The 26,233-nt window shown below is 70.4% G+C and carries 26 protein-coding genes; 19 read left to right on the top strand and 7 right to left on the bottom strand.

What is annotated here, in order from left to right; all coding sequences use genetic code 11:
- Positions 1-122 precede the first annotated feature (122 nt).
- From ACFYP0_RS07545 to ACFYP0_RS07530, 4 genes are all read left to right on the top strand, one after another.
- Positions 123-401 carry a hypothetical protein gene (locus ACFYP0_RS07545; RefSeq protein WP_124853463.1) on the top strand — a complete coding sequence of 93 codons (279 nt, stop codon included), beginning with the start codon at positions 123-125 and terminating at the stop codon, positions 399-401.
- Between the two features lie 51 nt (positions 402-452).
- The gene (locus tag ACFYP0_RS07540; RefSeq protein WP_355494409.1) at positions 453-1,847 is read left to right on the top strand and encodes a DUF4331 domain-containing protein; all 1,395 of its coding nucleotides are present in this window, start codon (positions 453-455) and stop codon (positions 1,845-1,847) included.
- 18 nt (positions 1,848-1,865) lie between these two features.
- Positions 1,866-2,195 carry a phospholipase gene (locus ACFYP0_RS07535; protein WP_355494408.1) on the top strand — a complete coding sequence of 110 codons (330 nt, stop codon included), beginning with the start codon at positions 1,866-1,868 and terminating at the stop codon, positions 2,193-2,195.
- 458 nt (positions 2,196-2,653) lie between these two features.
- Positions 2,654-2,911: a WhiB family transcriptional regulator gene (locus ACFYP0_RS07530; RefSeq protein ID WP_007455784.1), complete on the top strand. Its 258-nt coding sequence runs from the start codon at positions 2,654-2,656 to the stop codon at positions 2,909-2,911.
- A 170-nt stretch (positions 2,912-3,081) separates the two neighbouring features.
- Here the strand turns inward: ACFYP0_RS07530 and ACFYP0_RS07525 are convergent, their stop codons facing one another.
- Positions 3,082-3,531 (bottom strand): metallopeptidase family protein, encoded by a 450-nt coding sequence (locus ACFYP0_RS07525; protein WP_074316962.1) that lies wholly within the window; start codon positions 3,529-3,531, stop codon positions 3,082-3,084.
- A gap of 153 nt (positions 3,532-3,684) precedes the next feature.
- Between ACFYP0_RS07525 and ACFYP0_RS07520 the strand changes: the two genes are divergently transcribed.
- Positions 3,685-4,053, top strand: coding sequence for a DUF3499 domain-containing protein (locus ACFYP0_RS07520; protein ID WP_091394110.1), 369 nt, complete (start codon positions 3,685-3,687; stop codon positions 4,051-4,053).
- A 110-nt stretch (positions 4,054-4,163) separates the two neighbouring features.
- Here the strand turns inward: ACFYP0_RS07520 and ACFYP0_RS07515 are convergent, their stop codons facing one another.
- Together ACFYP0_RS07515 and ACFYP0_RS07510 are read right to left on the bottom strand one after the other, a co-directional pair.
- Positions 4,164-5,510, bottom strand: coding sequence for an aspartate aminotransferase family protein (locus ACFYP0_RS07515; RefSeq protein ID WP_124857009.1), 1,347 nt, complete (start codon positions 5,508-5,510; stop codon positions 4,164-4,166).
- A gap of 681 nt (positions 5,511-6,191) precedes the next feature.
- A complete protein-coding gene (locus ACFYP0_RS07510; protein WP_091394101.1) occupies positions 6,192-6,704 on the bottom strand; it encodes an Lrp/AsnC family transcriptional regulator in 513 nt (170 codons plus the stop codon).
- Positions 6,705-6,918: 214 nt separating this feature from the next.
- Between ACFYP0_RS07510 and ACFYP0_RS07505 the strand changes: the two genes are divergently transcribed.
- The 8 genes from ACFYP0_RS07505 (at position 6,919) to ACFYP0_RS07470 (ending at position 15,950) form a co-directional block, all read left to right on the top strand.
- Positions 6,919-8,103, top strand: a complete 1,185-nt coding sequence (locus tag ACFYP0_RS07505) for a polyamine ABC transporter substrate-binding protein (RefSeq protein WP_386995018.1) — start codon at positions 6,919-6,921, stop codon at positions 8,101-8,103.
- 5 nt (positions 8,104-8,108) lie between these two features.
- A complete protein-coding gene (locus tag ACFYP0_RS07500; protein ID WP_124857015.1) occupies positions 8,109-9,260 on the top strand; it encodes an ABC transporter ATP-binding protein in 1,152 nt (383 codons plus the stop codon).
- The gene (locus ACFYP0_RS07495) at positions 9,257-10,165 is read left to right on the top strand and encodes an ABC transporter permease (protein WP_112582421.1); all 909 of its coding nucleotides are present in this window, start codon (positions 9,257-9,259) and stop codon (positions 10,163-10,165) included. Before ACFYP0_RS07500 ends, ACFYP0_RS07495 begins: the two co-directional genes overlap by 4 nt.
- 58 nt (positions 10,166-10,223) lie before the next feature.
- The gene (locus ACFYP0_RS07490; RefSeq protein WP_124857005.1) at positions 10,224-11,060 is read left to right on the top strand and encodes an ABC transporter permease; all 837 of its coding nucleotides are present in this window, start codon (positions 10,224-10,226) and stop codon (positions 11,058-11,060) included.
- A gap of 82 nt (positions 11,061-11,142) precedes the next feature.
- Complete coding sequence (locus ACFYP0_RS07485) at positions 11,143-12,609, top strand: NAD(P)/FAD-dependent oxidoreductase (protein ID WP_355494407.1); 1,467 nt, start codon at positions 11,143-11,145, stop codon at positions 12,607-12,609.
- A complete protein-coding gene (locus ACFYP0_RS07480) occupies positions 12,609-13,790 on the top strand; it encodes a saccharopine dehydrogenase family protein (protein WP_355494406.1) in 1,182 nt (393 codons plus the stop codon). Before ACFYP0_RS07485 ends, ACFYP0_RS07480 begins: the two co-directional genes overlap by 1 nt.
- Before the next feature lie 271 nt (positions 13,791-14,061).
- On the top strand, positions 14,062-14,826 hold the full coding sequence (locus ACFYP0_RS07475; protein WP_355494442.1) for a G5 domain-containing protein: 765 nt from the start codon (positions 14,062-14,064) through the stop codon (positions 14,824-14,826).
- Between the two features lie 311 nt (positions 14,827-15,137).
- Positions 15,138-15,950: a DUF559 domain-containing protein gene (locus ACFYP0_RS07470; protein ID WP_386995014.1), complete on the top strand. Its 813-nt coding sequence runs from the start codon at positions 15,138-15,140 to the stop codon at positions 15,948-15,950.
- A 180-nt stretch (positions 15,951-16,130) separates the two neighbouring features.
- Here ACFYP0_RS07470 and ACFYP0_RS07465 read toward each other — a convergent pair whose 3' ends face one another.
- The 3 genes from ACFYP0_RS07465 to ACFYP0_RS07455 are packed head-to-tail and all read right to left on the bottom strand — an operon-like array spanning position 16,131 to position 19,306.
- Complete coding sequence (locus ACFYP0_RS07465; protein ID WP_373861031.1) at positions 16,131-16,475, bottom strand: DUF779 domain-containing protein; 345 nt, start codon at positions 16,473-16,475, stop codon at positions 16,131-16,133.
- Positions 16,475-17,980, bottom strand: a complete 1,506-nt coding sequence (gene adh / locus ACFYP0_RS07460) for an aldehyde dehydrogenase (protein ID WP_356975917.1) — start codon at positions 17,978-17,980, stop codon at positions 16,475-16,477. The genes ACFYP0_RS07465 and adh overlap by 1 nt, the downstream gene beginning before the upstream one ends.
- A gap of 48 nt (positions 17,981-18,028) precedes the next feature.
- Positions 18,029-19,306 (bottom strand): GAF domain-containing protein, encoded by a 1,278-nt coding sequence (locus tag ACFYP0_RS07455; protein ID WP_356975919.1) that lies wholly within the window; start codon positions 19,304-19,306, stop codon positions 18,029-18,031.
- 239 nt (positions 19,307-19,545) lie between these two features.
- On the opposite strand from ACFYP0_RS07455, the gene ACFYP0_RS07450 reads away from it, so the two are divergent.
- The 6 genes from ACFYP0_RS07450 (at position 19,546) to ACFYP0_RS07425 (ending at position 24,890) form a co-directional block, all read left to right on the top strand.
- Positions 19,546-20,211 carry a response regulator transcription factor gene (locus tag ACFYP0_RS07450; RefSeq protein WP_124856999.1) on the top strand — a complete coding sequence of 222 codons (666 nt, stop codon included), beginning with the start codon at positions 19,546-19,548 and terminating at the stop codon, positions 20,209-20,211.
- The gene (locus tag ACFYP0_RS07445) at positions 20,208-21,272 is read left to right on the top strand and encodes a sensor histidine kinase (RefSeq protein WP_244218948.1); all 1,065 of its coding nucleotides are present in this window, start codon (positions 20,208-20,210) and stop codon (positions 21,270-21,272) included. The genes ACFYP0_RS07450 and ACFYP0_RS07445 overlap by 4 nt, the downstream gene beginning before the upstream one ends.
- A 74-nt stretch (positions 21,273-21,346) precedes the next feature.
- The gene (locus ACFYP0_RS07440) at positions 21,347-22,357 is read left to right on the top strand and encodes a threonine ammonia-lyase (protein WP_124856997.1); all 1,011 of its coding nucleotides are present in this window, start codon (positions 21,347-21,349) and stop codon (positions 22,355-22,357) included.
- The gene (locus ACFYP0_RS07435; protein ID WP_124856995.1) at positions 22,354-23,484 is read left to right on the top strand and encodes a D-alanine--D-alanine ligase family protein; all 1,131 of its coding nucleotides are present in this window, start codon (positions 22,354-22,356) and stop codon (positions 23,482-23,484) included. The genes ACFYP0_RS07440 and ACFYP0_RS07435 overlap by 4 nt, the downstream gene beginning before the upstream one ends.
- Positions 23,481-24,158, top strand: a complete 678-nt coding sequence (locus ACFYP0_RS07430) for a M15 family metallopeptidase (protein ID WP_124856993.1) — start codon at positions 23,481-23,483, stop codon at positions 24,156-24,158. The genes ACFYP0_RS07435 and ACFYP0_RS07430 overlap by 4 nt, the downstream gene beginning before the upstream one ends.
- A 57-nt stretch (positions 24,159-24,215) precedes the next feature.
- Entirely contained in the window at positions 24,216-24,890 is a 675-nt protein-coding gene (locus ACFYP0_RS07425) for a hypothetical protein (protein WP_124856991.1), read from the top strand.
- Between the two features lie 69 nt (positions 24,891-24,959).
- On the opposite strand, the gene gabT is transcribed toward ACFYP0_RS07425, so the two are convergent.
- Positions 24,960-26,231 (bottom strand): 4-aminobutyrate--2-oxoglutarate transaminase, encoded by a 1,272-nt coding sequence (gene gabT / locus ACFYP0_RS07420; RefSeq protein WP_355494401.1) that lies wholly within the window; start codon positions 26,229-26,231, stop codon positions 24,960-24,962.
- Positions 26,232-26,233: the final 2 nt, after the last annotated feature.

The raw sequence follows: 26,233 nt of genomic DNA, 5'->3' as shown, positions 1-26,233 counted from the left end.
GGTGGCGGTCGCGGCGAGGACTGCCGCCGGTGTCCCCCTCAGGGGCCCGGCGGCGTCGCGAGACGGCACCGGACCCGTCCGTCTCCGCGGGCGCGCTCGCGCCACCGCCGGAAAGGTTGCCCATGACCAGTGATCAGCGGAAGCGGCAGTGGCCGCGACTGACCCGCCGGCAGACGTTGACCGCCGCGGCCAGCGCCACCCTCGGCGCCGCCGCGCTCACCGTGCCGGGCCTGTCGGCCGCGCAGAACGCCCCCGGCGCGGCCGGACGAGCCGACGAACCGATCATCGTGCACCTGCGTGACGCCGGCTCCGGAACGATGGACGTCTTCGTCGGTGAGACGCGCATCGAGGTACGCGACCGCGGCCTGGCGGACCGGCTGCGGCGCGCCGCCCGGCGCTGACCCGACCCTCCGCCCCGACATCCTGTCCCCGCCCAGTGAGGTTGGTCCGTCATGTCTTCCCACCGCGAGGCCCCGGAGATAGCCAAGGATCCGGTCGCCGACAGCTCCGACCTGTACGCGTTCGTCAGCCCCGACAAACGCGACACGGTCACGTTGATCGCCAACTACGTGCCGTTGCAGCTTCCCTCCGGGGGCCCGAACTTCTTCGAGTTCGGCGACGACGTGCGGTACGAGATCCATATCGACAACGACGGCGACGGTCGTCCGGATGTCACCTACCGGTTCGAATTCACCACCGAGATCACCAACCCGAACAGTTTTCTCTACAACACCGGTCCGATCGATTCACTGGACAGCAAGAACTGGAACCGGCGGCAGTTCTACAGCCTGACCCGGGTGGCCGACGGCCGCGAGCACCGGCTGGCGCACAAGCTGCCCTGCCCGCCGTGCAACGTCGGCCCGCTGTCCACCCCGAAGTACGCCGACCTGGTGCGGCAGGCCACCTACTCGCTCTCCACGGGGGAGCGGGTCTTCGCCGGGCAACGCGCCGACGGGTTCTTCGTCGACCTCGGGGCGATCTTCGACCTCGGCACGCTGCGGCCGTTCCAGCAACTGCACGTCGCCGGGAAGAAGATCTTCAAGGCCGAGGGGGAGCCGGTCAACGCCACCGACCGGATGAACGTGCACAGCATCGCGGTGCAGGTGCCGCTGGAGCGGGTGCGTCGGCGCGCCAACCGGTACGGTGCCGCCGATCGGGCGTCGGTGATCGGGGTGTGGACGTCGGCGTCGCGCCGACAGGTGCGGGTGCTCGGCGACCGGGGCGGGGCGGACACCAGCACCGGCCCGTTCACCCAGGTCTCGCGGTTGGGCAATCCACTGTTCAACGAGGTCATCGTGCCGATGTCCAAGAAGGACCTGTGGAACTCGCTGCCGCCGTCGGAGGACAAGCGGTTCGCCCAGTTCGTCGAGCAGCCGGAGCTGGCCGCGTTGCTGCCGGCGCTCTACCCGGATGTCTTCCCCAACCTGGACAAGCTCACCAAGGCGAAGAAGGCCCGAGCGGACCTGGTGGCGATCCTGCTCACCGGGGTGCCGGCCGGGCTGATCGATGGCTTCACCAACGCCACCGGTGAGGTGCAGGCCGACATGCTGCGACTGAACACGGCGATCCCGCCGACCAGGCGTCCGGACCGGTTCGGGGTGCTCGGTGGCGACCTGGCCGGGTTCCCGAACGGGCGGCGGGTCGGCGACGACGTGGTCAGCATCGCGCTGCGGGCCATCGCCGGGGTCACCGTCCCGCTGGTGGACAAGACGTTCCAACCGGACGCCGCGGCCGCCGCGGTCACCCCGGGGCTGAGCGCCGCCGACGTGACCGCGCCGTTCCTCGGAAACTTCCCCTACCTGGGTACGCCGTACGACGGGTTCAACAACCCGCCGGCGGCGTCCTGATCGGGGCGGGGCGAGCGGATGCACGAGCACGCGTACGGGCCGTCGGAGACCGGGACCGTCGTCCTCGATCTGGGCGGCGACACCGGCGCCCTGATCGTCTACACGGGTCGGGATCTGCACGGCCGTGAAATCGAGATCAGTCGCGACGACGAACGGCGGGTCCACTCGGCGGTGCGTGAGCGTCGGGTGCGGGACGGCTCGTTCCACAGTGCGGTCTATCCCGATCTGCCGAGCGGAATTTATACCGTCTGGTGGGACGATCGTACGCCCGCCGGTACGATTTCTGTCCATGGTGGAGAGATAGCCGAGTTCGCCTGGCCCAGCAGCGGTTTCGGGGCCGCTGGCTGACCCCGCAGCAACGGTTTCACCACCGCGCCTCGTCCACAATGTGGACGAGGCGCGAGTGCTGTCCGCAGCTCGACGGGCGGTCTGCGCCGCACCGCGTTAACCTGTCCCCCACCAAGATCAGCTTAGGGGTGGAGGTCTCTGGTGCCGTCCGATCGGCGCCTCGTCGGAGAAGCGCCACGGCAGAAAAGTCGGGCAACTCGCCGGAGAGGGCGTTACTCGGCCGGGGTCTGAATCGATAGGGCAGGTTGCGAGGCTGGACGGCCCGAGTGGCCGACCGGGGGTGTCGGGAGGGCGACTCCATTATCAAGTTTGGCTTGACGGCGCACGCATTACACGCGTGTAATTTGAATGGGGTTGTTCGCACGGAACGCAACAAAACGGGACCGGACGGACAAGCACGCCTTTCGCGTGGGGGGTTGCAGCGGCGATGACGCCGGTGCGCGACAAGGAGGCATTTGATGGACGGCCAGCTTGAGGTGGCCGACCTGCTCGGAAACGCGCCGGAGTGGCAGGAGCGGGCGTTGTGCTCGCAGACCGACCCCGAGGCGTTCTTTCCCGAGAAGGGCGGCTCGACCCGTGAGGCGAAGCGGATCTGCTCGCGTTGCGAGGTCAAGACCGAGTGCCTCGAATACGCACTCGGTCACGACGAGCGGTTCGGCATCTGGGGTGGGCTCTCCGAGCGGGAGCGGCGCAAGTTGAAGCGGCGGGCCGCCTGAGCGGTGCGCGGGGCTGCCTGCGCGTCGTGAGGGGCCGCCTGCGTGGTTCGAGGGTCGAGGCGAGGGCTGCCTCAGCGGTGTGAGGGTCGGGGCGGGGCTGCCGGGGGGCGGCCTGAGGTCGGGGTGGCGGGGGCCGCCCCACTCTCCGCGCGCTCGGCTGTCGGGCCGGCTCAGGCGAGCTCGTCCGGGTCCACCCCGAGAAGGTTCGCGACCTGTTCGATGATCACGTCATGGACGAGATCGGCGAGGTCCTCACGGTCCATTGCCCGGAACTCCAGGGGCCGTCGGTACAGCACGATCCGCGGCGGCACCTCCTGCCGGCCTGGGCGGCCGGGCAGCAGCCGGGCCAACGGGACCTCGCCGTCCTCCAGCACGTCCGAGTCGTAGACGTTCAGGTCAGGCGGGACATCTTCGACCGCGAACTCGACCCCGGCCAGCTCCTTGGCGAACCGACGCTCCAGCGTCTCGACGGTGTCCAGGACCAGGTCGTCGAAGACCTCGGCCTTGGTCCGCGCCAGCGGTACGGTGGCCGGAACCAGCCGTCCGCGCAGGCCGCGCCCGTGCCGGTCACGATGCGCACGCCGGCCGGAGCCGGGGCGGCGGTGTTCCGGGCTCGTCATGAGGCAAAGGGTAGCGCCCGTCTCGGGCTGGTCAGCGGCAGCGCCGCTCCCGTGGCGCGGCGCGCCCAGGACGGTCGACTGTGATCACCATGACGGGCGTGTCGCAACGCGAAGCGATGCGCCGGACCCGGTAATGGAGATACCCTGCCGCACGTGAGGTCACCACGGCGCTGCTCCCGTAACGGCTGCCCCCGGCAAGCGGTCGCCACATTGACCTATGTCTACAACGAGTCGACAGCGGTGGTGGGGCCGCTCGCGGCGTTCGCCGAGCCACACACGTACGACCTGTGCGAGCCGCACGCCCGCAGCCTGACCGCGCCGCGGGGCTGGGACGTCGTCCGGCACGAGGGCGAGTTCGAGCCGCCGCCGCCCACCACGGACGACCTGGTCGCGCTGGCCGAAGCGGTCCGCGAGGCCGCCCGCCCGGCCCCCCGCCCCCCGGAGCCGGACCAGAACCGTCCCGAGAACCCCCACCAGACCGGCCGCCGAGGCCACCTCCGAGTAATCCCCCCGAACCACTAACCCCGCGCCCCTTCTCTGCGTTGATCAAGAGGTTTCGGTCATCAGCCGGCGCGTTTTTGACGCAAACCTCTTGATCAACACCAGTGGGTGGGGTGGGTGGGGTGGGGGGGTTAGAGCTTGGTCCAGGCTTGGGTCAGGACTGTGCGGAGGGTTTGCTCGATCTCGTCGAAGTGTTGCTGCTCGGCGATCAGGGGTGGGGCCAGCTGGATGACCGGGTCGCCCCGGTCGTCGGCCCGGCAGTAGAGGCCCGCCTGGAACAGGGCGGTGGAGAGGAAGCCGCGCAGCAGACGCTCCGACTCGGCCTCGGTGAAGGTCTCCCGGGTGGTCTTGTCCTTGACCAGTTCAATGCCGTAGAAGTAGCCGTCGCCGCGGACGTCGCCGACGATCGGCAGGTCGTACAGCTTCTCCAGGGTGGCGCGGAAGGCGTCCTCGTTGGCGCGTACGTGCCCGACCAGGTCCTCGCGGGCGAACACCTCCAGGTTGGCCAGGGCCACCGCGCAGGAGACCGGATGGCCACCGAAGGTCACCCCGTGGGCGAACATGCCGGTCTCGGTGAGGAACGGTTCCATCAGCCGGTCGCTGGCGATCATCGCGCCGAGCGGGGCGTAACCGGAGGTGATGCCCTTGGCGGTGGTGATGATGTCCGGCTGGTAGCCGTAGCGCACCGCGCCGAAGTACTCGCCCAACCGCCCCCACGAGCAGATCACCTCGTCCGAGACGAGCAGCACGTCGTACGCGTCGCAGATCTCCCGTACCCGCTCGAAGTAGCCGGGCGGCGGGGGAAAGCACCCGCCGGAGTTCTGCACCGGCTCGAGGAAGACCGCGGCGACCGTGTCCGGCCCTTCGCGCTCGATGGCCCGTCCGATCTCGTCGGCGGCCCAGCGGCCGAACGCCTCGGGGTCGTCGCCGTGCTCGGGCGCCCGGTAGAAGTTCGTGTTCGGCACCTTGATCGCGCCCGGCACCAGTGGCTCGAAGTCGCTCTTGATGCCGGGCAGGCCGGTGATCGACAGGGCGCCCATGGAGGTGCCGTGGTAGGCGATGTACCTGCTGATCACCTTGTACTTGTTGGGCTTCCCGGTGCGCTTGAAGTACGCGCGGGCCAGCTTCCACGCCGCCTCCACCGCCTCGGAGCCGCCGGTGGTGAAGAAGATCCGGTTGAGGTCGCCGGGGGTGAGTGCGGCAATCCTCTCGGCCAGCTCGATGGCCTTCGGGTGCGCGTACGACCAGAGCGGGAAGTAGGCCAGCTCGCCGGCCTGCTTGGCGGCGGCCTCGGCCAGTTCGGTGCGGCCGTGGCCGGCGTTGACCACGAAGAGCCCAGCGAGCCCGTCCAGGTAGCGGCGACCCTGCGCGTCCCACACGTACGCTCCCTCGCCGCGCACGATGGTCGGCACCTCACCGGCGGAGTAGCTCGCCATCCGGGTGAAGTGCATCCAGAGGTGGTCGGTGGCGTTGGCCATGTCAGCCCCATCGGTCGTCGGGCCGGTCAAAGGGGTGAGGCCGGCCGCTCTGCCAACGGTTATCGCACAGTCTCAACCTCCGAAGCAAGTGTTATCGGCGGTATCACGGTCGGTTGGCGACGGATTTAGCGCAGGCCCGTCACAGATGCAACGGAATCCGCACCGCTGTTGGTCGGTCGGTCGATCGGCGGTCGGGAGGAGTCGGAGGTGTGCCGGTGGCTGCCTTTGGAGCTGAATCGTTTGCGACATCACGGCCGCCCTGTCGGGGCCGCGCCACGTGCCCCTCCCGGATTCGCGCCGGCCGGCCCGGTAGGCAGGCCGGCCCGTCGCCGGGGGGCCCGGTAGGCAGGCCGGCTCGTCGCCGGGGGGCCCGGTAGGCAGGCCGGCTCGTCGCCGGGGGCCCGGGTAGGCAGGCCGGCTCGTCGCCGGGGGCCCGGGTAGGCAGGCCGGCTCGTCGCCGGGTTCCGGCGTCCCGCCGATTCGTTTGCGGCATCAGCTCCAAAGGGCCCGCTTGGTGACAGCGCCTCCCTCGGCCGCCGGCTCGATCCACTCCGTTTCGTTGAGATCGCGGTGCCCGGGCGTGGTTGATACCGCGACATTGGTGAAGCCGAGTGGATCAAGCGGCGAGCCGGCCGAGCGCCGAGTGGGCCGAAGCGGCGGGCGGATCAAAAGGGCCAAGCGTCAGGCCGTACCCCAGGTGTAGGTCTGCTTGCGCAGCTTGAGATAGACGAACGCCTCGGTGGAGAGCACCCCGGGCACCGCGCGCAGTCGTTGCAGGATCTCCAGCAGGTGGTCGTCGTTGCGGCAGACCACCTCGGTGAGCAGGTCGAACGACCCGGCGGTGATCACCACGTAGTCGACCTCGTCCAACTCGGCCAGCCGGTCAGCGACCGCTTCCAGGTCGCCGTCGGTACGTAGGCCGATCATCGCCTGCCGGTTGAAGCCGAGCTGGAGCGGATCGGTCACCGCCACGATCTGCATCACGCCGGAGTCGAGCAGCCGCTGCACCCGCTGCCGGACCGCCGCCTCGGACAGCCCCACCGCCTTGCCGATCGTCGCGTACGGGCGGCGGCCGTCCTCTTGGAGCTGCTCGATGATCTGCTTGGCCACGTCATCCAGCAGAGCGTGATTGGCACCGTCACGGACAGCGACGCGTCGACCGCCATTGCTGTTCTCGTGCTGCCGGTTTGTCATTGCCCGCTCCCCATGTCCCGAATCGTGATGTCGCGCGTGTATCCCCGCGTAGTCTGGCGTATTTCGTCGTGCATCGCTATTCCGGCAACGGAATCCCTTGTAAGGGAGGTCACCTCATGTCAGGATCAGTCGTCCATGGCACTTGACCCTCCCGACATTCCCGCCGGCGTGCCTCCCCGTCCCGCCCGCCGACGATGACCCCCTAGGAGTCGTCATGCGTACTCCCCTCCGGCCCCTCTCCCGGCGTGGACTGCTCACCGGCACTCTCGGTTCGGCCGCCCTGCTCACCATGGGTGGCAGCCTCGCGGGCTGCGGCACCAAGGGCGCGCAACAGACCGAAGCTGGCTGCGTCAGCGAGGACCTCTCCGGCACCGAGAAGAAACTGGCCTTCGCCAACTGGCCGCAGTACATGGATGTGGACGACAAGGACGAGTCCAAGCGGCCGAGCCTCGACGAGTTCATCACGAAGACCGGCATTCAGGTGACCTACACCGAGGACATCAACGACAACAACGAATTCTTCGGCAAGGTGCAGAACCAGCTCGCCGCCTGCCAGAGCACCGACCGGGACATCATCGTGCTGACCGACTGGATGGCGGCCCGGATGATCCGGCTCGGCTGGATCCAGAAGCTGGACCCGGCGAAGATCCCGAACGTGCAGGCCAACCTGCTTCCGTCGCTGCTCAACCGCCCCTTCGACGCCGAAAACCGGATCTCCATTCCGTGGCAGTCCGGCCTGGCTGGCCTTGCCTACAACGGCAACGTCACGAAGGAACTGCGGACGGTCGACGAACTGCTCACCCGCCCCGACCTCAAGGGCAAGGTGACCGCGCTCAGCGAGATGCGCGACACCATGGGCCTGCTGCTCGGGTCGAACGGGCACGACCCGGCGAACTTCACCGCCGCCCAGTTCGACGACGCCCTCAACAAGCTCAAGAAGGCCGTCGACTCCGGGCAGATCCGCAAGTTCACCGGCAACGACTACGCGCCCGACCTGGCCAAGGGCGACATCGCCGCGTGCATCGGCTGGTCCGGTGACGTCATCCAACTGTCCGGTGAGGACGAGAAGGTGCGGTTCGTCGCGCCGGACTCGGGCGTGATGCTCTACAGCGACAACATGATGGTCCCCAACAAGGCGACCCACAAAGGCAACGCCGAAGCGCTGATCAACTACTACTACGAGCCGGCGGTCGCGGCGAAGCTCGCCGCGTACGTCAACTACATCTGCCCGGTCAAGGGCGCTCAGGCCGAGATGGAGAAGATCGACCCCGAGCTGGCCACCAACCCGCTGATCTTCCCGGACGAGGCGCTGCTGTCGAAGTCCAAGGTGTTCATGGCCCTGGACGAGAAGCAGGAGAAGGAGTACGAGGGCAAGTTCCAACAGGTCATCGGGGCGTGACGAGAATGGCGCGCGAGACACCCGCCGGCGACCTGCGCCTGGCCGACCTCACCAAACGGTTCGGCGTCTTCACCGCGGTCGACGACCTGAGCCTGACCATCGAGCAGGGCTCGTTCTTCGCGCTGCTCGGCGCGTCCGGCTGCGGCAAGACCACCACGTTGCGGATGATCGCCGGCCTGGAGGAGCCGACCAGCGGCCAGGTGCTGCTCGGTGACACCGACATCGCCCGGCTGCGGCCGTACAAGCGGCCGGTCAACACCGTCTTCCAGAGCTATGCGCTCTTCCCGCACCTCGACATCTTCGAGAACGTGGCCTTCGGGCTGCGCCGACGCGGCATCCGCTCGGTCGACGACGAGGTCGCCCGGATGCTGTCGCTGGTGCAACTCGACGGGTACGGCAGCCGCCGCCCCGCCCAGCTCTCCGGGGGTCAGCAGCAGCGGGTCGCGCTGGCCCGCGCCCTGATCAACCGGCCGCAGGTGCTGCTGCTCGACGAGCCGCTGGGCGCACTCGACCTCAAGCTGCGCCGACAGATGCAGATCGAGCTGAAGCGCATCCAGACCGAGGTCGGCATCACCTTCGTGCACGTCACCCACGACCAGGAGGAGGCCATGACCATGGCCGACACCGTCGCGGTGATGAACGCCGGCCGGATCGAGCAGTTGGGTGCCCCGGCCGACATCTACGAGTTTCCCGCCACCGCCTTCGTGGCGAACTTCCTCGGCCAGTCCAACCTGCTCGCCGGCGAGGCCACCGGCGCCAGCGGCGGCGACGTCGCGTTGACGGCGCACGGCACGCGCTTCTCGGTGCCCGCCGGCCGGTCGCGGGCCGACCACGGCCCGGTGCACCTGGGGGTACGCCCCGAGAAGCTGATTCTGGTCGGCTCCGCCGACCAGGTGCCCGCCGGGCATCAGCACGTCACCGGAGTCGTCACCGACGCCTCCTACGTGGGAGTCAGCACGCAGTACCTGCTGCGCACCGGCTGGGGCACCGAGTTGTCGGTCTTCGCCGCCAACAGCGGGACGTCGACGCCAGTGGCGGTCGGCAGCGAGGCCGTGGCGTACTGGGATCCGCGGCACGCGTTCCTGCTGCCCCGCGACGCCGCCGACACCGACCGGACGTCGCCGGTGCTGGACGAGCCGGTGGGTGCGTCGTCGTGACCCTGCTGGCCCCCACCAGGGCGGGGCACCCGCCACCCGCGCCACCGGCAGCCCGATCCGGGCGACGCCGACTCCTGCCGTACCTCCTGTTGTTGCCCGGTGCGGCCTGGCTGCTCATCTTCTTCGGTGTGCCGCTGGTGCAGTTGGCGGCAGCCAGCCTGTACGACCCCAGCGGCTCGCTCTCCACCGGGTACGCGATGACCTGGGCGGTCAGCAACTACCCGGACGTGCTACAGGCGTACTGGCCGCAGTTCCTGCGCTCGTTCGGCTACGCCGGGCTGGCCCTGGTGCTGGCGTTGCTGCTGGGCTATCCACTGGCGTACGCCATCGCGCAGAAGGCCGGCCGCTGGAAGAACCTGCTGCTGGTCTGCGTCGTCGCGCCGATGTTCACCAGCTTCCTGGTCCGTACGCTGGCCTGGAAGACGATCCTGTCGGACAACGGCGCGCTCGTCGGTCTGCTGCGCGACGTGCACCTGCTCGCCCCGGACGGTCGGCTGCTGGCCACCCCGTTCGCTGTGGTGCTCGGCCTGACGTACAACTTCCTGCCGTTTTTGGTGCTGCCGCTGTACGCGAGCCTGGAGCGGCTGGACCCCCGGTTGCTGGAGGCGGCCACCGACCTGTACGCGAGCCCGGTGCAGGCGTTCCGTCGGGTCACGCTGCCGCTGTCCATGCCCGGTCTGGTCGCCGGCACGCTGCTCTTCTTCATCCCGGCCAGCGGCGACTACATCAACGCCGAACTGCTCGGCACCCCGAACGAATACATGATCGGTAACGTCATCGACTCGGCGTTCCTGGTCCGGCTGGACTACCCGCAGGGCGCCGCGCTGTCGTTCCTGCTGATGGCGGCGATCCTCGCGGTGGTCTTCGGCTACCTCCGTCGAGCCGGCACGGAGGAGGTCCTCTGATGAGCGCGAGGAGTGCAGCGCAGCGGAGCCCCGCAGTCGCGATTGAAAGGCGGCTCCGATGAGGGTTTCCCGTTGGTTGGCGGACCGCTGGGTGATGATCGTGGCGTTGCTGGTGCTCGGCTACCTGGCGCTGCCGATCCTGGTGGTGGCCGCGCTGTCGTTCAACCGGCCGTCGAGCCGGCTGTCGTACGACTTCAACGAGTTCACACTGGACAACTGGCGGCAGCCGTGCGCCACCTCGGACATGTGCGACGCGGTGGTCCGCAGCGTGCAGATCGGTTTTATCGCCACCGTGGTCGCCACGGTGCTCGGCACCCTGATGGCGTTCGCGCTGGTCCGGCACCGCTTCCGTGGCCGATCCGGGATCAACGTGCTGATCTTCCTGCCGATGGCCACCCCGGAGCTGGTGATGGGCACGTCGTTGCTGGCCCTGTTCGTGTCGGCGGGCGTACCGCAGGGTTTCTGGACCATCGTGATCGCGCACGTGATGTTCTGCGTGTCGTTCGTGGTGGTCACCGTGAAGGCGCGGCTCGCCGGGATGGACCGGCGGCTGGAGGAGGCCGCCATGGACCTCTACGCCAACGAGTGGCAGACCTTCCGGCGGATCACCCTGCCGCTGGTGCTGCCCGGCATCGTGGCCGCCGCGTTGCTCGCTTTCTCGTTGAGCTTCGACGACTTCATCATCACGAACTTCAACGCCGGCACCACGGTCACGTTCCCGATGTACGTCTGGGGCGCTGCCCAGCGTGGCATCCCACCGCAGGTCAACGTAATCGGCACCGCGATGTTCGCGGTCGCGCTGCTGCTCGTGGGGCTCAGCTCGCTGCGCGGTCGGCGGGCCCGCCGCGCCAACCTGCTGGCCGGGCCGTCGGGTCACCTGCGTCGGTCGTCATGACTCTCCGGGATGCGGTTCGGCCTCCGGATCGTCCGACCGGTGTCACCGCGCTGACCCGGCATCGCGCTGACCCGGTGCCGTCATGACGCTCCCGCATACCGGCCGGGCGTTGGCCGACGCGGCACCCGTGCCGTACTGGCTCGATCGTCCGGACCGCCCCGACCCGCTGCCACCACTGGCTGGTCGGCACTCCGCCGACCTGTTGGTGATCGGCGGTGGTTACAGCGGACTGTGGGCCGCCTTGTTGGCGAAACAGGCGGACCCGGACCGGGACGTGCTGCTCGTCGACGCCGGGACCTGCGGTTGGGCCGCGTCCGGGCGCAACGGCGGGTTCTGCGCCGCCTCGCTGACCCACGGCCTCGCCAACGGTGTCGACCGGTTCCCCGAGGAAGTCGGCGAGTTGGAACGCCTCGGCCGGGACAACCTGGACGCCATCGCCGCCACCGTCGCGAAGTACGACATCGACTGCGACTTCGAGCGCACCGGTGAGCTGGCCGTCGCCGTCGAGCCGTACCAACTAGACGGGCTGGCGGCCGACGCGGACCTGGCCCGCCGGTACGGCCACCGGGTGCGGTTGCTCGACCGGGACGAGGTGCGCGCCGAGGTGCACTCACCGACGTACCTGGGTGGAATGTTCGACGCCGACCGGGTGGCCATGGTGGACCCGGCGAAGCTGGCCTGGGGGCTTCGCCGCGCCTGCCTCGACCTCGGCGTACGCGTGCACGAGCACACCCGGGTCACCGGCCTGCGCGCCGACAGTGCCGCGCTGCACGCCAGCACCCTGGGCACCGGTCCCGCAGCCCAATCGGCCGACACTGGCCGGGTCGACACCCCGGCCGCCGGCCTGCCCGGCTCGATACGGGCGCGCCGGGTCGTGCTGGCCACCAACGCGTTCCCGCCGCTGCTGCGCCGGCTGCGGGCGTACCTGGTGCCGGTCTACGACCACGTGCTGATGACCGAGCCGCTCACCCCGGCCCAGCGCGACGCCATCGGTTGGCGCAACCGGCAGGGGCTCGCCGACACCGCCAATCAGTTCCACTACTACCGGATCACCACCGACGGGCGGATCCTCTTCGGCGGCTACGACGCCGTCTACCACTACGGCAACCGGGTCGCGCCCGAGTTGGAGCAACGACCGGCCACCTTCACCACCCTCGCCCGCCACTTCTTCACCACGTTTCCGCAGCTCGCCGACGTGCGGTTCAGCCACCGCTGGGGCGGGGTCATCGACACCTGCACCCGGTTCTGCCCGTTCTTCGGCACCGCCTACGGCGGTCGGCTGGCGTACGCGGCCGGCTACACCGGCCTCGGCGTCGGGGCCACACGTTTCGGGGCCCGGGTGCTGCTCGACCTGCTCGACGGCGGGAACACACCGCTGACCCGGCTCGACCTGGTTCGCCGCAAGCCACTGCCGTTCCCGCCGGAACCCGTCCGCGCGGTCGGCATCAATCTCACCCGCTGGTCACTGGCCCGCGCCGACGCGCGCGAGGGTCGGCGCGACCTCTGGCTCCGTACTCTCGATCGTTTCGGTTTGGGGTTTGATTCCTGATGCGTGTCCTCCTCGTCGGCGCCGGTGGCGTCGGCTCCGCCGCCGTAGCCATCGCCGCCCGACGGACCTTCTTCGAGACCATGGTGGTCGCCGACCACGACCCCGTTCGGGCCGAGCGGGCGGTCGCCGGACACGGTGACCGGTTCGTCGCCGCCCAGGTGGACGCCGCCTCGGCCGATGCGGTCACCGCGCTGTGCCGGGAGCACCGGATCACGCACGTGCTGAACGCCGTCGACCCGCGGTTCGTCATGCCGATCTTCGACGGCGCGTTCGCGGCCGGCGCGGACTACCTGGACATGGCGATGTCGCTGTCGCACGCCGAGACCGGCGTGAAGCTCGGCGACGAACAGTTCGCGCTGGCCGACACCTGGTCGGCGGCCGGCCGGCTGGCGCTGTGCGGCATCGGGGTCGAGCCCGGCCTGTCGGACGTGTTCGCCCGTTACGCCGCCGACGAACTGTTCAGCGAGATCGACGAGATCGGGGTCCGGGACGGGGCGAACCTCACCGTCGACGGGTACGACTTCGCGCCCTCGTTCTCCATCTGGACCACCATCGAGGAATGCCTCAACCCGCCGGTCGTCTGGGAAAGGGACCGGGGCTGGTTCACCACCGAACCGTTCTCCGAGCCGGAGGTCTTCCACTTTCCGGAGGGGATCGGGCCCGTCGAGTGCGTCAACGTCGAGCACGAGGAGGTGCTGCTCATCCCGCGCTGGGTCAAGGCCCGGCGGGTCACCTTCAAGTACGGCCTTGGCGACGAGTTCATCGAGGTGCTCAAGACGCTGCACAAGCTCGGTCTGGACGCGGTCTCCCCGGTGCGGGTACGTGGCGTCGAGGTCTCCCCGCGTGACGTGGTGGCCGCGAGCCTGCCGGACCCGGCCACGCTCGGTGCCCGGATGCGCGGCAAGACCTGCGCCGGCACCTGGGTACGCGGCCTCGGCCCGGACGGTCGACCCCGCGAGGTCTACCTGTACCACGTGGTCGACAACGAGTGGTCGATGCGGGAGTACGGGCACCAGGCGGTGGTCTGGCAGACCGCAGTCAACCCGGTCGTCGCACTGGAGTTGCTTGCCGGCGGCGGGTGGGCCGGTGTCGGGGTGCTCGGGCCGGAGGCGCTGCCCCCGATGCCCTTCCTCGACCTGCTGAACGGTTACGGGTCGCCGTGGGCGATGGAGGAGCGGTGAGCCCGCCCCGTTGACGGCATCGCGACAGTTCCGTCGTCGCCGTTCGGCATCCGACCCGTTGTCGATTCAGTGCGTGGTGATCTGCGGCTTTTGTTGGTGCTGACACCCGCACGATCGGCCCTGCTCTGCCGACCTGGGGGTCTGCCGCACCTGCCGACTCGTCGCCCGCGAGCGCGCCCACGGATCTTTCCCGCGAGGCGAAAGGCGCAGGTGACGAACGCGACGGGGGATATTGCAGGGTGTGTTTGCGACGACACTCATCGCCGTGACGATGCAACCACCACAGAACCCGGGGCCGCCGTACCCGCCGTCGTTCGACCAGACGCCCCGACCGAACTGGTTCCGCCGGGCCACTCCCGCCGGCCGGGTCGCCGTGATCCTCGGCTCGGTGACGCTGTCGCTCCTGCTGCTCTGCTGCACCGGCACCGCCATCGTCGGCGCGTTGACCGGCGAACCGGAACCGACCAAGACCGGCACTGCCGCCGAGCAGCCGCAGCAGCCGATCCTGGCCGCACCCGGCGAGCCGGCCCAGGAGGAGTCGCCGACAGCCGCGCCCTCGACCGCGCCCCCGACCGCGCCCTCGTCGGCGCCCGCCACCGCGCCCTCGTCGGCGGCAGCCGTGCCGGTGGTGCAGGTGACGACCGTGACGGAGCAGGCCACCATCCGGTACGGCGAGCGGACCGTCAAGGATTCGTCGCTGGCCGAGGGCAAGCGGGTCGTCCGGACCAAGGGCGTGAACGGCGTCCGGACCCTGACCTACGAGGTGACCACCACCGACGGTGTGCGGACGGCCAAGAAGCTGGTCAAATCCGCCGTGACGAAGCAGCCGGTGACCCAGGTCGTGGCCGTCGGCACCAAGAAGCAGCAGTCGTCGAAGTGCGACCCGAACTACAGCGGCTGCGTCCCGATCGCCAGCGACGTCGACTGCGCGGGTGGCAGTGGCAACGGCCCCGCCTACGTCAGCGGGCCGATCAGGGTGATCGGCGACGACATCTACGACCTGGACAGAGACGGCGACGGCATCGCCTGCGACTAACCCCGCCCTCGCCCTCGCCCTCGCCCCCGCCCCCGCCCCCGCCCCCGCCCCCGCCCCCGCGATCTTGCACTTTCTGTGCTCGCCTTTCGTGTCTTATCGGGCATGTCGACGACACAAAGTGCAAGATCGCGGGGGTGGAGATTCCGGGTGGAGTCTCCGGAGTGTGGGGCGCTAGCACGGCTGGGGGTGGGGTTGGGGGTCGTCCACAAGGGGGACGGTTTTCCACAGGTAGTCATCGCGGGATTTCGCTGAGGTGCCGGGTTGGTCAGTCTGCTGCCATGGCTACTCAGTTGTGGCGTACTGACGCACTGATGCGGCAACTCACCGTTGGGCGGATCCGCAGTCGGCTCGACCGGGAGGAATTGCACCGCGTGCGCAGAGGGGTGTACGCCGACCAACCCTGCAGCGACGATGACGAGCTGCGTGCACTGATGCTCCGGCTGCCCGATGGGGCGATGTTGGCGAGGCAGAGTGCCGCCCGCCGACACGGCTTCGGGGTGCTGCGCGATGATCTGATCCACGTACATCTGCCCGCCGAGGTGCCGAAGCCCCGACTACCCGGGGTGGTCGTTCACCGAACGGTTCTACCCACTCGGCCGGTCTTCGTCGACGGTCTGCCCTGTGTGCCGGCGGCTCGCTGTGCAGTCGACCTGGCTCGCGCCGTTCGGCGGCTCGACGCACTCCCGGTAATCGATGCTGCGCTCCGGTCGGGCTTGGTCACCCAGGATGACCTGCTGGCCGAGGTCGCAGCCCACAATGCGCTGCGTGGTGTTCGCCAAGCCCGGCAACTCATACCGCTGGCCGACGGCAGGGCGGAGTGCCGACAGGAAAGTCAGCTGCGACTGATCCTGATCGATGGAGGGTTGCCTCCGCCGGAGCCGCAAATATGGGTGGCCGACCGCTACGGCATTCCTCTGTACCGGCTCGATCTGGGCTACCGCGAACGCCGGATCGGCATCGAGTACGACGGACTGTCGCACCTAAACCGTGACAGGCTCAGGTACGACAGGGAACGGGTCAACTGGCTGGACGCGGCGGGTTGGCGGATGCGCTATTTCACCGATCGTGACCTCTACCGCCGCCCCCAACACATCAAAGACAGCATCCGGGCCGCCCTCTCCTAACCACCCCCACCCACCCCCACTCACCCACCCCCCACCCACCCACCCCCCACCCCGCCCCGTCACCCCCGCCGATCTTGCACTTTCGGCCCCGGCAAATCACCTGTATGGGGCATCGCGGCAACACAAAGTGCAAGATCGGCGGGGGTGGGGGTGGGGGTGGGGGTGGGGTGGGGTGGGGGGTCAGGGGGCTAGGTGGGAGCGGATGAGGAAACGGACGCCTTCGGGGGCCTCCAGGGAGAAGCCGCTGCCTCTGCCGGGGACCACGTCGACGGTCAGCGTGGTGTGTTTCCACAACTCCCACTGGGACTTCGACATCCAGAACTCGACCGGCTCGGTCACCCCGTCGACCGCGAGGGAGGCGAGCAGCACGTCGGACGAACCGGTGCGGAACTCGCCCGCCGGGAAGCACATCGGGGCGCTGCCGTCGCAACAGCCACCGGACTGGTGGAACATCAGCGGACCGTGCCGGCCCCGCAGCGACCGGATCAACTCGGCCGCGGCGGGGGTGACGGAAACGACCGGCATCAGAAGAAGCCGAGCTTCTTGGTCGAGTAGCTGACCAGCAGGTTCTTGGTCTGCTGGTAGTGCTCCAGCATCATCTTGTGGTTCTCCCGACCGATGCCGGACTGCTTGTACCCGCCGAACGCGGCGTGCGCCGGGTACGCGTGGTAGCAGTTGGTCCACACCCGACCGGCCTGGATGGCCCGCCCGGCCCGGTACGCGGTGTTCATGTCCCGACTCCACACACCCGCGCCCAGCCCGTACAGGGTGTCGTTGGCGATCTTCACGGCGTCATCGAGGTCGGCGAAGGAGGTCACCGAGACGACCGGCCCGAAGATTTCCTCCTGGAAGATCCGCATCGAGTTGTCGCCCTCGAAGATGGTTGGCTCGACGTAGTATCCGCCCGACAGGTCGCCGCCCAGATCCGCGCGTGACCCGCCGGTCAGCACCTTGGCGCCCTCTTTCCGGCCGATGTCGAGATAGGACAGGATCTTCTCCAACTGGTCGTTGGAAGCCTGCGCCCCGATCATCGTGTCGGTGTCCAGGGGATGCCCCTGCACGATCTGCTCGGTGCGGGACACCGCCGCGGCCAGGAAGTCGCTGTAGTGGCCCTGCTGGATCAGCGCCCGCGACGGGCAGGTGCAGACCTCGCCCTGGTTGAGCGCGAACATGGTGAAGCCTTCCAGGGCCTTGTCCAGGAAGTCGTCGGTGTGAGCGCTGACGTCGTCGAAGAAGATGTTCGGGCTCTTGCCGCCCAGCTCCAGCGTGACCGGCTTGATGTTCTCACTGGCGTACTGCATGATCAGCCGCCCGGTGGTCGTCTCGCCGGTGAAGGCCACCTTCGCGACCCGGGCCGAGGACGCCAGCGGTTTGCCGGCCTCCACACCGAAACCGTTGACGATGTTCAGCACTCCCGGCGGCAGCAGGTCCGCCACCAGCGACAGCCAGTAGTGGATGGACGCCGGTGTCTGCTCGGCGGGTTTGAGCACCACGGCGTTGCCGGCGGCCAGCGCGGGCGCGAGCTTCCAGGTCGCCATCAGGATCGGGAAGTTCCACGGGATGATCTGCCCGACCACGCCGAGCGGCTCGTGGAAGTGGTACGCCACGGTGTCGTCGTCGAGCTCGCCCAGGGAGCCCTCCTGGGCCCGGATCGCCCCGGCGAAGTAACGGAAGTGGTCGATGGCGAGCGGGATGTCGGCGGCGAGGGTCTCCCGGACCGGCTTGCCGTTCTCCCAGCTCTCGGCCACGGCCAGGGATTCCAGGTTCTCCTGCATCCGGTCGGCGATGCGGTTGAGGATCAGCGCCCGTTCAGCCACCGAGGTGCGGCCCCAGGCGTCGGCGGCGCCATGGGCGGCGTCGAGGGCCTTCTCCACGTCGGGTGCGGTGCCCCGGGCGACCTCGGTGAAGGTCTGCCCGGTGACCGGTGTCGGGTTCTCGAAGTAGGCGCCGCCGTGCGGCTTGACGTACTCGCCGCCGATGTAGTGGTCGTAACGGGACTGCCAGTGGGTGGGCGCGTCGTAGCGCGTCATGGTTACCTCCGCCGTCGTTGTGCGGGTGTGCCGACGGCGACGGTAGTTTCAGCGACGTTGCAGCCACGTTGCGCGCGGAAGGTCGTACTCCCCGGCGAGCTGGTCGATGCGCGCGAGGGCGAGGGGCCGACGCGGCGCGCCCACCGGCAGCGCCTGCGCCAGGGCCTGCCAGGCGGCCAGGTCGTCGGCACCGGCCGGCGTCGCGGTCCAGGCCGCGAGCAGCGCCGGGTCCGCGGCGGCCAGCACGGCCGCGCGGAGGTGGCCGTCGATCAGCCGGCGCAGTCGCGCCACTCCCGGCGCGTCCGAGCCGGGCAGCAACGACCCTGGGTACGCGTCGAGCGCGCCCGCCGGATCGCCCTGGTCCAGCCGGTCGGCGACGGTGGTGAAGTCGGCGCGGACGGTCCCGCGTAGCCGGTACGGCCGGGAATCGAGCAGCTCTGGGCCGAGCACCCGGCGCAACCGGGACAGCTCGGCACGCAGGGTGACCGGGTGCAGTCGGTCGTCGCCGTACAGGTCGAGGCCGAGCTGAACGCCCGTGCGCCCCTCGGGGTGCTGGAGCAGCAGCACCAGCAGTTCGCTGTGCCGTCGACCCAGCCGGATCCGTCGGCCCTCGAACCGCAGCTCCGCTTCGTCCCGGCCGAGCGCGGTCACGGTGGCGACGCCGGGTTCCGGCGGTCGGTCGGCGGCGAGTTGCGATTCGGCGGCCCGGGCGGTGGCCCGGACCAGCGCCAGGCTCTGCGGATTCGCCAGATGGTCCCCGCCGGTGATGTCGATCGCGCCGAGCAGCCGCCCGGTGGCCGGGTCGTGGATCGGCGCGGCGGCGCAGGTCCACCGCTGGACCGGGCGACTGAAGTGCTCGGTGGCGAAGATCTGCACGCTGTGGTCCACGGCCAGCGCGGTGCCGGGGGCGTTGGTGCCGGCGTGCGTCTCGTCCCAACGGGCGCCGGGCATGAAGTTCATCCGCTCGGCGTGCCGCAGCACACCCGGATGCCCCTCGACCCAGAGCAGTCGTCCGTGCGCGTCGCAGACCGCCATCAGGTGCGCGCCGTCCTGGGCGATGCCGCCGAGCAGGTCCCGGAACAGCGGCAGCACCCGGGCCAACGGGTGAACCGCCCGGTACGCGGCCAGAACGTCGTCAGCCAGGTCGACCGGCGGGGTGGCCTCCGGGTCGAGCCGTGCCGAACGCTCCCAGGAGCGGCGGACCACCTCCCGCACCCGGTGCGGCGCCGCGCCGGCGGTCAGGAAGGCTTCGTGGGCGGCACCGACCTGCGCGATCCGCTCCGCCGGATCGACGCCGAACTCCAGGGCGAGCCACGGGTCAGCCATCGGGCGACCTCCTCGGCCCCCATCGTGACGCAGCTCACCCCCACACGCCAACCGCCGGGGCCTTCGGGGACGGACGACCCAGATGACGTGACACGGGCACGAAGTCGACCGGGACTGGCTTGCGGTGGTTTGCCCGCTGGACACCCACGTGGAGGATGGCTGCGGCGGGTGCTTACAGAACCCTTAACCCGGGCCTGCGACGGTATGCCGGGCAAGCCGAACTGGGGGAGCGGAAAAACGTGCGGGTGCTGGTGGCGGACGACGAGCGGTTGTTGGCGGACACGGTGGCCGAAGGGCTGCGCCGCCTCTCGATGGCCGTCGACGTCTGCTACGACGGGGACGGTGCGCTGGAGCGGGTCGGGGTGAACCGGTACGACGTCGCGGTGCTGGACCGGGACATGCCCGGACACACCGGCGACGAGGTGTGCCGGAGTATCGCCGACTCACAGGTCGGCACCCGGGTGCTGCTGCTCACCGCGGCGGCCGGCATCCGGGACCGGGTGGAGGGCCTCGGCCTCGGCGCGGACGACTACCTGACCAAGCCGTTCGCCTTCGCCGAACTGGTGGCCCGGGTGCAGGCCCTCGGGCGACGGTCAACGCCGGCGCTGCCACCGGTGCTCGCCCAGGACGGCCTGGCACTGGACGTGGGCCGGCACCTGGCCACCCGGGACGGCCGCCCCCTCGCGTTGAGCCCGAAGGAGTTCGCGGTGCTGCACGTGCTGCTACGCGCGGACGGCCAGGTGGTCAGCGCCGAGGAGTTGCTGGAGCAGGCCTGGGACGAGTTCGCCGACCCGTTCACCAACGCCGTACGGGTCACCGTGATGACCCTGCGCAAGAAGCTCGGCGATCCCGCGATCATCCACACCGTTCCGAAGGCCGGCTACCGCATCGGCGGCGCGGCGTGAGCTGGACGCCCCGACGACGGGTGCTGCTGGTGGGGCTGCTGGCGCTGCTGGCCGGCCCGATACTGCCGGCGATGGGCAAGTGGCTGTCGGGGATGACCTGGACCTGGGGGCAGCAGTTCTGCGACCTGCCCATGCCCGGGTTGTCGACGGTGTGCGGCAACGTACGGCCCGGGGCGTTCATGCTGCCCCTGGTGGCCGTCCTGCTCGTGACCCTGGCCGTCCTGGTGGGGCTCTGGTTCGCCGCGGTGTGGTGCCTGCGCCCGGTCGCTGACCTGGCCGGGCCGATCGGGCACCTCGGCCCGCAGAACCTCGGTCACCGGATCCGGCCCCGGGGCAGCGACGAGTTGGCCCGGCTGTCCCGGGCGATCGACGAGATGATGGAACGCGTCTCCGCCGGGTACGAGGGGCAGCGGCGGTTCGCCGCGAACGCCTCGCACGAGCTGCGGACGCCCCTCGCCGTGCAGCGGACGCTCATCGAGGTCGGCATGGCCAGGGCGCTCAGCGGCGAACAGTTGGAGCTGCTGACCAGTCAGCTGCTGGAGACCAACGAGCGCAACGAACGACTGATCGAGGGCCTGCTCGCGCTCAGCGAGAGCGACCAGGGCCTCCGATCGCGGATACCGCAGCGGTTGGACACGATCGTCGAGGCGGTGCTGGCCGGATACCGGGACCGGGCCCGGGAGGCCGGGGTCACCGTGGAGACCCATCTCGTACCCCGGGTCGTCGTCGGCGAGCGGGTGTTGCTGGAACGCCTGGTCACCAACCTGGTGGAGAACGGGATCAAGTACAACCGGCCGGGCGGCTCACTGACTGTCGTGGTGAGCGGCGTGCCCGCGCTGTCCGTGGTCAACACCGGTCAGCCCGTGCCGGCCGAGGCGGTGGCCGGTCTGTTCGAGCCGTTCCGCCGGCTCGCCCGGGACCGGACCTCGCAGGGCGGCGGGGCCGGCCTGGGCCTGGCCATCGCCCGCTCGATCACCCAGGCCCACGACGGCATCATCGCGGCCCGGCCCGCCGAGTACGGCGGCCTGCGGGTCGACGTCCAGCTACCCACCTTGAACTGACACTTCCACCCACAGTCACCGGGGTCCACGTACCGCTGGACCCCGCCTGTGGTGTGCCCGAAAAAGGAGAGACGATGACACGCACCGTTGGCCAGGTCCGGGCCGATGTCGAGGAGGCCAGCCGCTGGCTTGCCGGCCGCGTGGTCCGTACCCCCGTGCTGCGGTCCCCGGTGATCGACGGGCTTGCCGGGGCACGGGTCCTGCTCAAGGCGGAGAACCTCCAGCACGGCGGCTCGTACAAGATGCGGGGCGCGCTGCGCGCGGTTGGCCGCCTCGCGGCGGCCGGCCACACCGGGGTGATCGCGCAGAGCACCGGCAACCACGCGGTGGCGGTGGCGCTGGCGGCCGGGCAGCACGGGCTCGCGGCGACAGTGGTGCTGCCGGTCGACGCGGCATCGACGAAGGTCGACCGGGCGCGCGCGGCGGGAGCGCGGGTGGTGTTCGCCGGCACCAGCGTCGAGGAGCGGGTGGCGGTGGCCAACGGGCTCAGCGACGAGAGCGGTCACCCCGTCGTCGACGCGTACGACCACCCGGACGTGATCGCCGGGCAGGGCACCGCGAGCCTGGAGCTGATCGAGGACGCCGAGCGCGTGGGGACGCCGTTGGACGTGTTGGTCGTACCGGTGGGTGGTGGTGGCGGGGTGGCCGGCGCGTGCCTGGCCGCCGCCGGCTCCGGCATCGAGGTGTACGGCGTGGAGCCGGTGGGCTGCGACTCGCTCGCCCGCAGTCTGGCGGCAGGTGTACGCGTGCCGGTCGCACCGGCGCCCACCATCGCTGACGGGCTGCGGCCGTCCTGCGTGGGGGAGCTGCCGTTCGCCATCGTGCGGGACACGCTGCGCGGGGTCGTCCGGGTCGACGACGACGAGATCGCGGCGGCGTTTCGGCTGATCCTGACGGAGCTCAAGGTGCTCGCCGAGCCGTCGGGGGCGGCGGGCCTGGCCGGCGCTCTCCGGCTTCCACCGGACGGGGACCGGCAGCGGACGGTCGGCGTGGTGCTGACCGGCGGAAACGTGGAGGCGGCGTTGGTGGCCCGGTTGATGGCCCCGCGATCCGCCGACCTGGCTGCGGAAGGGGCGGCGGCGTGAGCGCGCCAGTTCGGATCGGAATCCTGTTCGGTGGACCGTCGGCGGAGCACGAGGTCTCCTGTGCCTCCGCGCTCGGGGTGGCCCGGGCGCTCGCCGGTGGCGGCTACCGCACTGTCGCCATCGGTGTCACCCGCAGCGGCGGGTTCCGGCTGATGCCCGACGCGCTGCTGGCCGGGTTGCGCGATCGGCCGGCCGGCGAGCGGGCCATCGACGACCAGTTGGTGGTGACCGGGCCGGCCGTCGAGTTGCGGGCCGGTCGGCGTCCGGGTGTCGTGCAGGTGTCCGCCGGCAACGCCCCCGGCGCGGTGCACGCCGAGCTGGACGTGGTCTTCCCCGTGCTGCACGGTCCGTACGGCGAGGACGGGGTGGTGCAGGGGCTGCTGGAGTCACTGAACGTGCCGTACGTCGGGTGCGGCATCCTCGCCTCGGCGGTCGGCATGAACAAGGTGGCGATGAAGCGGGCGCTGCGCGCCGAGGGCATCCCCGTCACCCCGTACGTGTCGTTCGACGCGCACGCCTACCGGGCGGTCGACGACCCGGAGAAGTTGGTGACCGGGCTGAACCGGCCACTCTTCGTCAAGCCGGCCAGCATGGGTTCGTCGATCGGCATCTCCCGCGTCGGCGAGGGTGACGACCTGGTCGCCGCCGTGGAGGAGGCGCTTCGCCACGACCAACTCGTCATGGTCGAGCAGGGAATCGCCGGCCGGGAGTTGGAGTGCGCGGTGCTCGGTGGCTGGCGTCCCGAGGCGTCGGCGGTGGGCGAGGTGCAGGTCAGCGGCGGCTGGTTCGACTACCAGCAGAAGTACTTCGGCGACGCCGACCCGATGATCGTCCCCGCCGTGCTGGCGGACGAGGTGACCGCGCGGGTCCGCGAGCTGTCGCTGCGCGCGTTCGCCGCGATCGGCGGTTGGGGTCTGGCCCGGGTCGACTTCTTCTACGACGAGACGTCCGGTGAGCTGTACGTCAACGAGCTGAACACGATGCCCGGCTTCACCGCGCACTCGATGTACCCGAAGGTGTGGGCCGCCGTCGGGGTCAGCTACCGGGAGGTGGTGGACCGCCTCGTCGAGTTGGCCCGGCTCCGGCACGCGGAACGGCCCGCGAGCACGGCGGGGAGCGTCCGATGATCCTGCTCTCCGACCCCCGGGTGGCGGCGGTGCCCAGCGCCGACGACGGCGAGGAGTTCGTGGACCTGCGTGAGCTGCCGGAGTTGCGGCTCGACGGCCGGGCGGCCGACCCGGCCGGGGCGTACGCCCGGTTGCGCGCCGGTGTCGTGGACCGCCTGCTGGCCGCGCAGCGTGCCCTGCCCGGTGGGCTGCGCCTGCTGGTGGTCGAGGGCTACCGGCCGTACCAGGCGCAACTGGCCATCTTCACCGGCTACCGCGACGAGCTGCGCCGACGGCACCCGGACTGGTCGCCGCAGCGGCTGCACCGGGAGACCACGAAGTTCGTCGCACCGGTCGAGGTGGCCCCGCACAGCACGGGTGGCGCGGTGGACCTGACGCTCTGCACCGACGACGGCGTGGAACTGGACCTGGGCACGGCCATCGACGCCACCCCGGAAGACAGCGCCGACGCCTGCTTCACCGCCGCGCCGACGATCGGCGGCACCGCCCGTCGGCACCGGCAGATCATGGTGGACGCCCTCGGCGGCGCGGGGATGGTGAACTACCCGACCGAGTGGTGGCACTGGTCGTACGGCGACCGTTACTGGGCGCTGAGCACCGGGGCCCCACGCACCCGGTACGGGCCGGTGGACCTGGCCGCCGCACGATCGATACCCGTTCCGGCTGAACGGTAGGACGCTTCGATCCGTACCGGTGAGTGAAGGACACCACCGAGGACGGGAGTGACGGCGATGAAGGTGCAGCGCAGGCACGTGCTGGCAGCGAGCGTGGCGGTGCTCGCCGCGGTGGGCGTGTCGGTGGGGACCAGCTTCGGGTTCGCCGACACGGCCCCGGCACGGTCGTCGGTCTGCTCCGGCTCGGTCACCTTCTCCGCGGAGGGCGGGGCGCCGGCGGCGACCAGCGACCGGTTCCCGGTGGGTACCCGGCTGCGGGTGACGAACCTGGACAACAACCGGGCGGCCACAGTGACGGTGACCGGCCCGTCGGGCAGTTGCGTGCTGCTCAACGCGGCGGCCATGGAGCTGGTCCGCGAGCCGGGGAAGAACGTGATCCGCCGCAACGTGGTGGAACGCGTCGACGGCGCGGCCCCGCCCGCCGGCGCTCCGGCCCCCGGCACCGTCCGCCCCGGCGCCGCGTCTCCCGGCGTACCCGGCCCGGCGCCCCGATCGGCGTGCTCCGGGGCGATCACCTTCTTCGAGGAGGCGGCCGGACCGGCGGCGACCAGTGGGCAGTTCCCGGTCGGGACCCGGCTGCGGGTGACCAACCTGGACAACAACCGGGCGACCACTGTGACGGTGACCGGCCCGTCGGGCAGTTGCGTGCTGCTCAACTCCGCCGCCATGGAGCAGATCCGCGAGCCGGGCAAGAACCTGGTGCGCCGTAACACTGTCGAGGTGCTTCGCTGACATCGCCGGACGGGCCCGGCACACCGGGCCCGTCGCCGGAGGGGCCCGTGCACCGGGCCCCTCCGCCGCTCACCCGAAGGCGGCGTCGAGGAGGTCGGCACCCCGACCGAGGTGCCCGTCGGAGATCACCAGCGGGGGCAGGAAGCGCAGCACGTTTCCGTACGTGCCGCAGGTCAGGGTGAGCAGGCCGGCGGCGTGACAGGCCGCCGAGATCGCCGCGGTGGCGACCGGGTCGGGGGTCAGGGTGCCCGGCAGCACCAGCTCCACGGCGAGCATCGCCCCCCGGCCGCGTACCTCGGCGACCCGGGGATCCCGCTCGGCGATGGCCCGTAGCCGGGGGACCAGCACCGACTCGATCCGTCGGGCCGCACCGGCCAGGTCCAGCTCGTGCATGGTCTCGATGGTGGCCAGCGCGGCGGCGCAGGCGATCGGGTTGCCGCCGTACGTGCCGCCGAGCCCACCGACGTGCACCGCGTCCATCAGCTCGGCCCGACCGGTCACCGCGGCCAGCGGCAGGCCACCGGCGATGCCCTTGGCCAGGGTCACCAGGTCGGGTTCGACGCCCTCGTGCTGACAGGCGAACCAGTCGCCGGTACGGCAGAAACCGGTCTGGATCTCGTCGGCGACGAAGACCACGCCGGCCGCCGTCGCCCAGGCACGCAGCGCGGGCAGGAAACCCGGCGCGGGTACGACGAAGCCACCCTCGCCCTGGATCGGCTCGATGAGCAGCGCGGCGACGTTCTCCGCGCCGACCTGCTTCTCGATCATCTCGACGGCCCGGGCCGCCCCCTCCGCGCCGGAGAGCCCACCATCGCGCAGCGGGTACGACATCGGCACCCGGTAGATCTCCCCGGCGAACGGCCCGAACCGGTGCTTGTACGGCATGTTCTTCGCGGTCAGCGCCATGGTCAGGTTGGTCCGGCCGTGGTACGCGTGGTCGAACACCACGACCGCCGGCCGCCCGGTGGCGTGCCGGGCGACCTTGACGGCGTTCTCCACCGCTTCCGCGCCGGAGTTGAACAACGCCGAGCGTTTCGCGAACCCACCGGGCGTCAACGCGTTGAGCTGCTCGCACACCGCCACGTACGACTCGTACGGCGCGACCATGAAACAGGTGTGGGTGAACCGTTCCACCTGCGCCCGGACCGCCTCGACCACCCTCGGGGCCGAGTTGCCCACGCTGGTCACGGCGATGCCGGCGGCGAAGTCGATCCACTCCCGGCCGTCCACGTCGGTGATCGTCCCGCCGGACGCGCGGTCCACATAGGACGGAATCACACTGCCGACACCCCGGGCCACGGCATCGCCGCGCCGCTTGTGCAGCTCCTCGCTCGACGGCATGG

Source organism: Micromonospora arida (assembly GCF_042873195.1).
Lineage (GTDB): Bacteria > Actinomycetota > Actinomycetes > Mycobacteriales > Micromonosporaceae > Micromonospora > Micromonospora arida.
Note: the sequence above shows the minus strand (reverse complement) of the source record. Positions and strands in the feature narration are given on the sequence as shown.

Coding starts and splice junctions, on each gene's coding strand:
- ACFYP0_RS07545 (WP_124853463.1), top strand. CDS start 123: ATGACCAGTGATCAGCGGAAGCGGCAGTGGCCGCGACTGACCCGCCGG.
- ACFYP0_RS07540 (WP_355494409.1), top strand. CDS start 453: ATGTCTTCCCACCGCGAGGCCCCGGAGATAGCCAAGGATCCGGTCGCC.
- ACFYP0_RS07535 (WP_355494408.1), top strand. CDS start 1,866: ATGCACGAGCACGCGTACGGGCCGTCGGAGACCGGGACCGTCGTCCTC.
- ACFYP0_RS07530 (WP_007455784.1), top strand. CDS start 2,654: ATGGACGGCCAGCTTGAGGTGGCCGACCTGCTCGGAAACGCGCCGGAG.
- ACFYP0_RS07525 (WP_074316962.1), bottom strand. CDS start 3,531: ATGACGAGCCCGGAACACCGCCGCCCCGGCTCCGGCCGGCGTGCGCAT.
- ACFYP0_RS07515 (WP_124857009.1), bottom strand. CDS start 5,510: ATGGCCAACGCCACCGACCACCTCTGGATGCACTTCACCCGGATGGCG.
- ACFYP0_RS07510 (WP_091394101.1), bottom strand. CDS start 6,704: ATGACAAACCGGCAGCACGAGAACAGCAATGGCGGTCGACGCGTCGCT.
- ACFYP0_RS07505 (WP_386995018.1), top strand. CDS start 6,919: ATGCGTACTCCCCTCCGGCCCCTCTCCCGGCGTGGACTGCTCACCGGC.
- ACFYP0_RS07500 (WP_124857015.1), top strand. CDS start 8,109: ATGGCGCGCGAGACACCCGCCGGCGACCTGCGCCTGGCCGACCTCACC.
- ACFYP0_RS07490 (WP_124857005.1), top strand. CDS start 10,224: ATGAGGGTTTCCCGTTGGTTGGCGGACCGCTGGGTGATGATCGTGGCG.
- ACFYP0_RS07485 (WP_355494407.1), top strand. CDS start 11,143: ATGACGCTCCCGCATACCGGCCGGGCGTTGGCCGACGCGGCACCCGTG.
- ACFYP0_RS07480 (WP_355494406.1), top strand. CDS start 12,609: ATGCGTGTCCTCCTCGTCGGCGCCGGTGGCGTCGGCTCCGCCGCCGTA.
- ACFYP0_RS07475 (WP_355494442.1), top strand. CDS start 14,062: ATGCAACCACCACAGAACCCGGGGCCGCCGTACCCGCCGTCGTTCGAC.
- ACFYP0_RS07470 (WP_386995014.1), top strand. CDS start 15,138: ATGCGGCAACTCACCGTTGGGCGGATCCGCAGTCGGCTCGACCGGGAG.
- ACFYP0_RS07465 (WP_373861031.1), bottom strand. CDS start 16,475: ATGCCGGTCGTTTCCGTCACCCCCGCCGCGGCCGAGTTGATCCGGTCG.
- adh (WP_356975917.1), bottom strand. CDS start 17,980: ATGACGCGCTACGACGCGCCCACCCACTGGCAGTCCCGTTACGACCAC.
- ACFYP0_RS07455 (WP_356975919.1), bottom strand. CDS start 19,306: ATGGCTGACCCGTGGCTCGCCCTGGAGTTCGGCGTCGATCCGGCGGAG.
- ACFYP0_RS07440 (WP_124856997.1), top strand. CDS start 21,347: ATGACACGCACCGTTGGCCAGGTCCGGGCCGATGTCGAGGAGGCCAGC.
- ACFYP0_RS07430 (WP_124856993.1), top strand. CDS start 23,481: ATGATCCTGCTCTCCGACCCCCGGGTGGCGGCGGTGCCCAGCGCCGAC.
- ACFYP0_RS07425 (WP_124856991.1), top strand. CDS start 24,216: ATGAAGGTGCAGCGCAGGCACGTGCTGGCAGCGAGCGTGGCGGTGCTC.
- gabT (WP_355494401.1), bottom strand. CDS start 26,231: ATGCCGTCGAGCGAGGAGCTGCACAAGCGGCGCGGCGATGCCGTGGCC.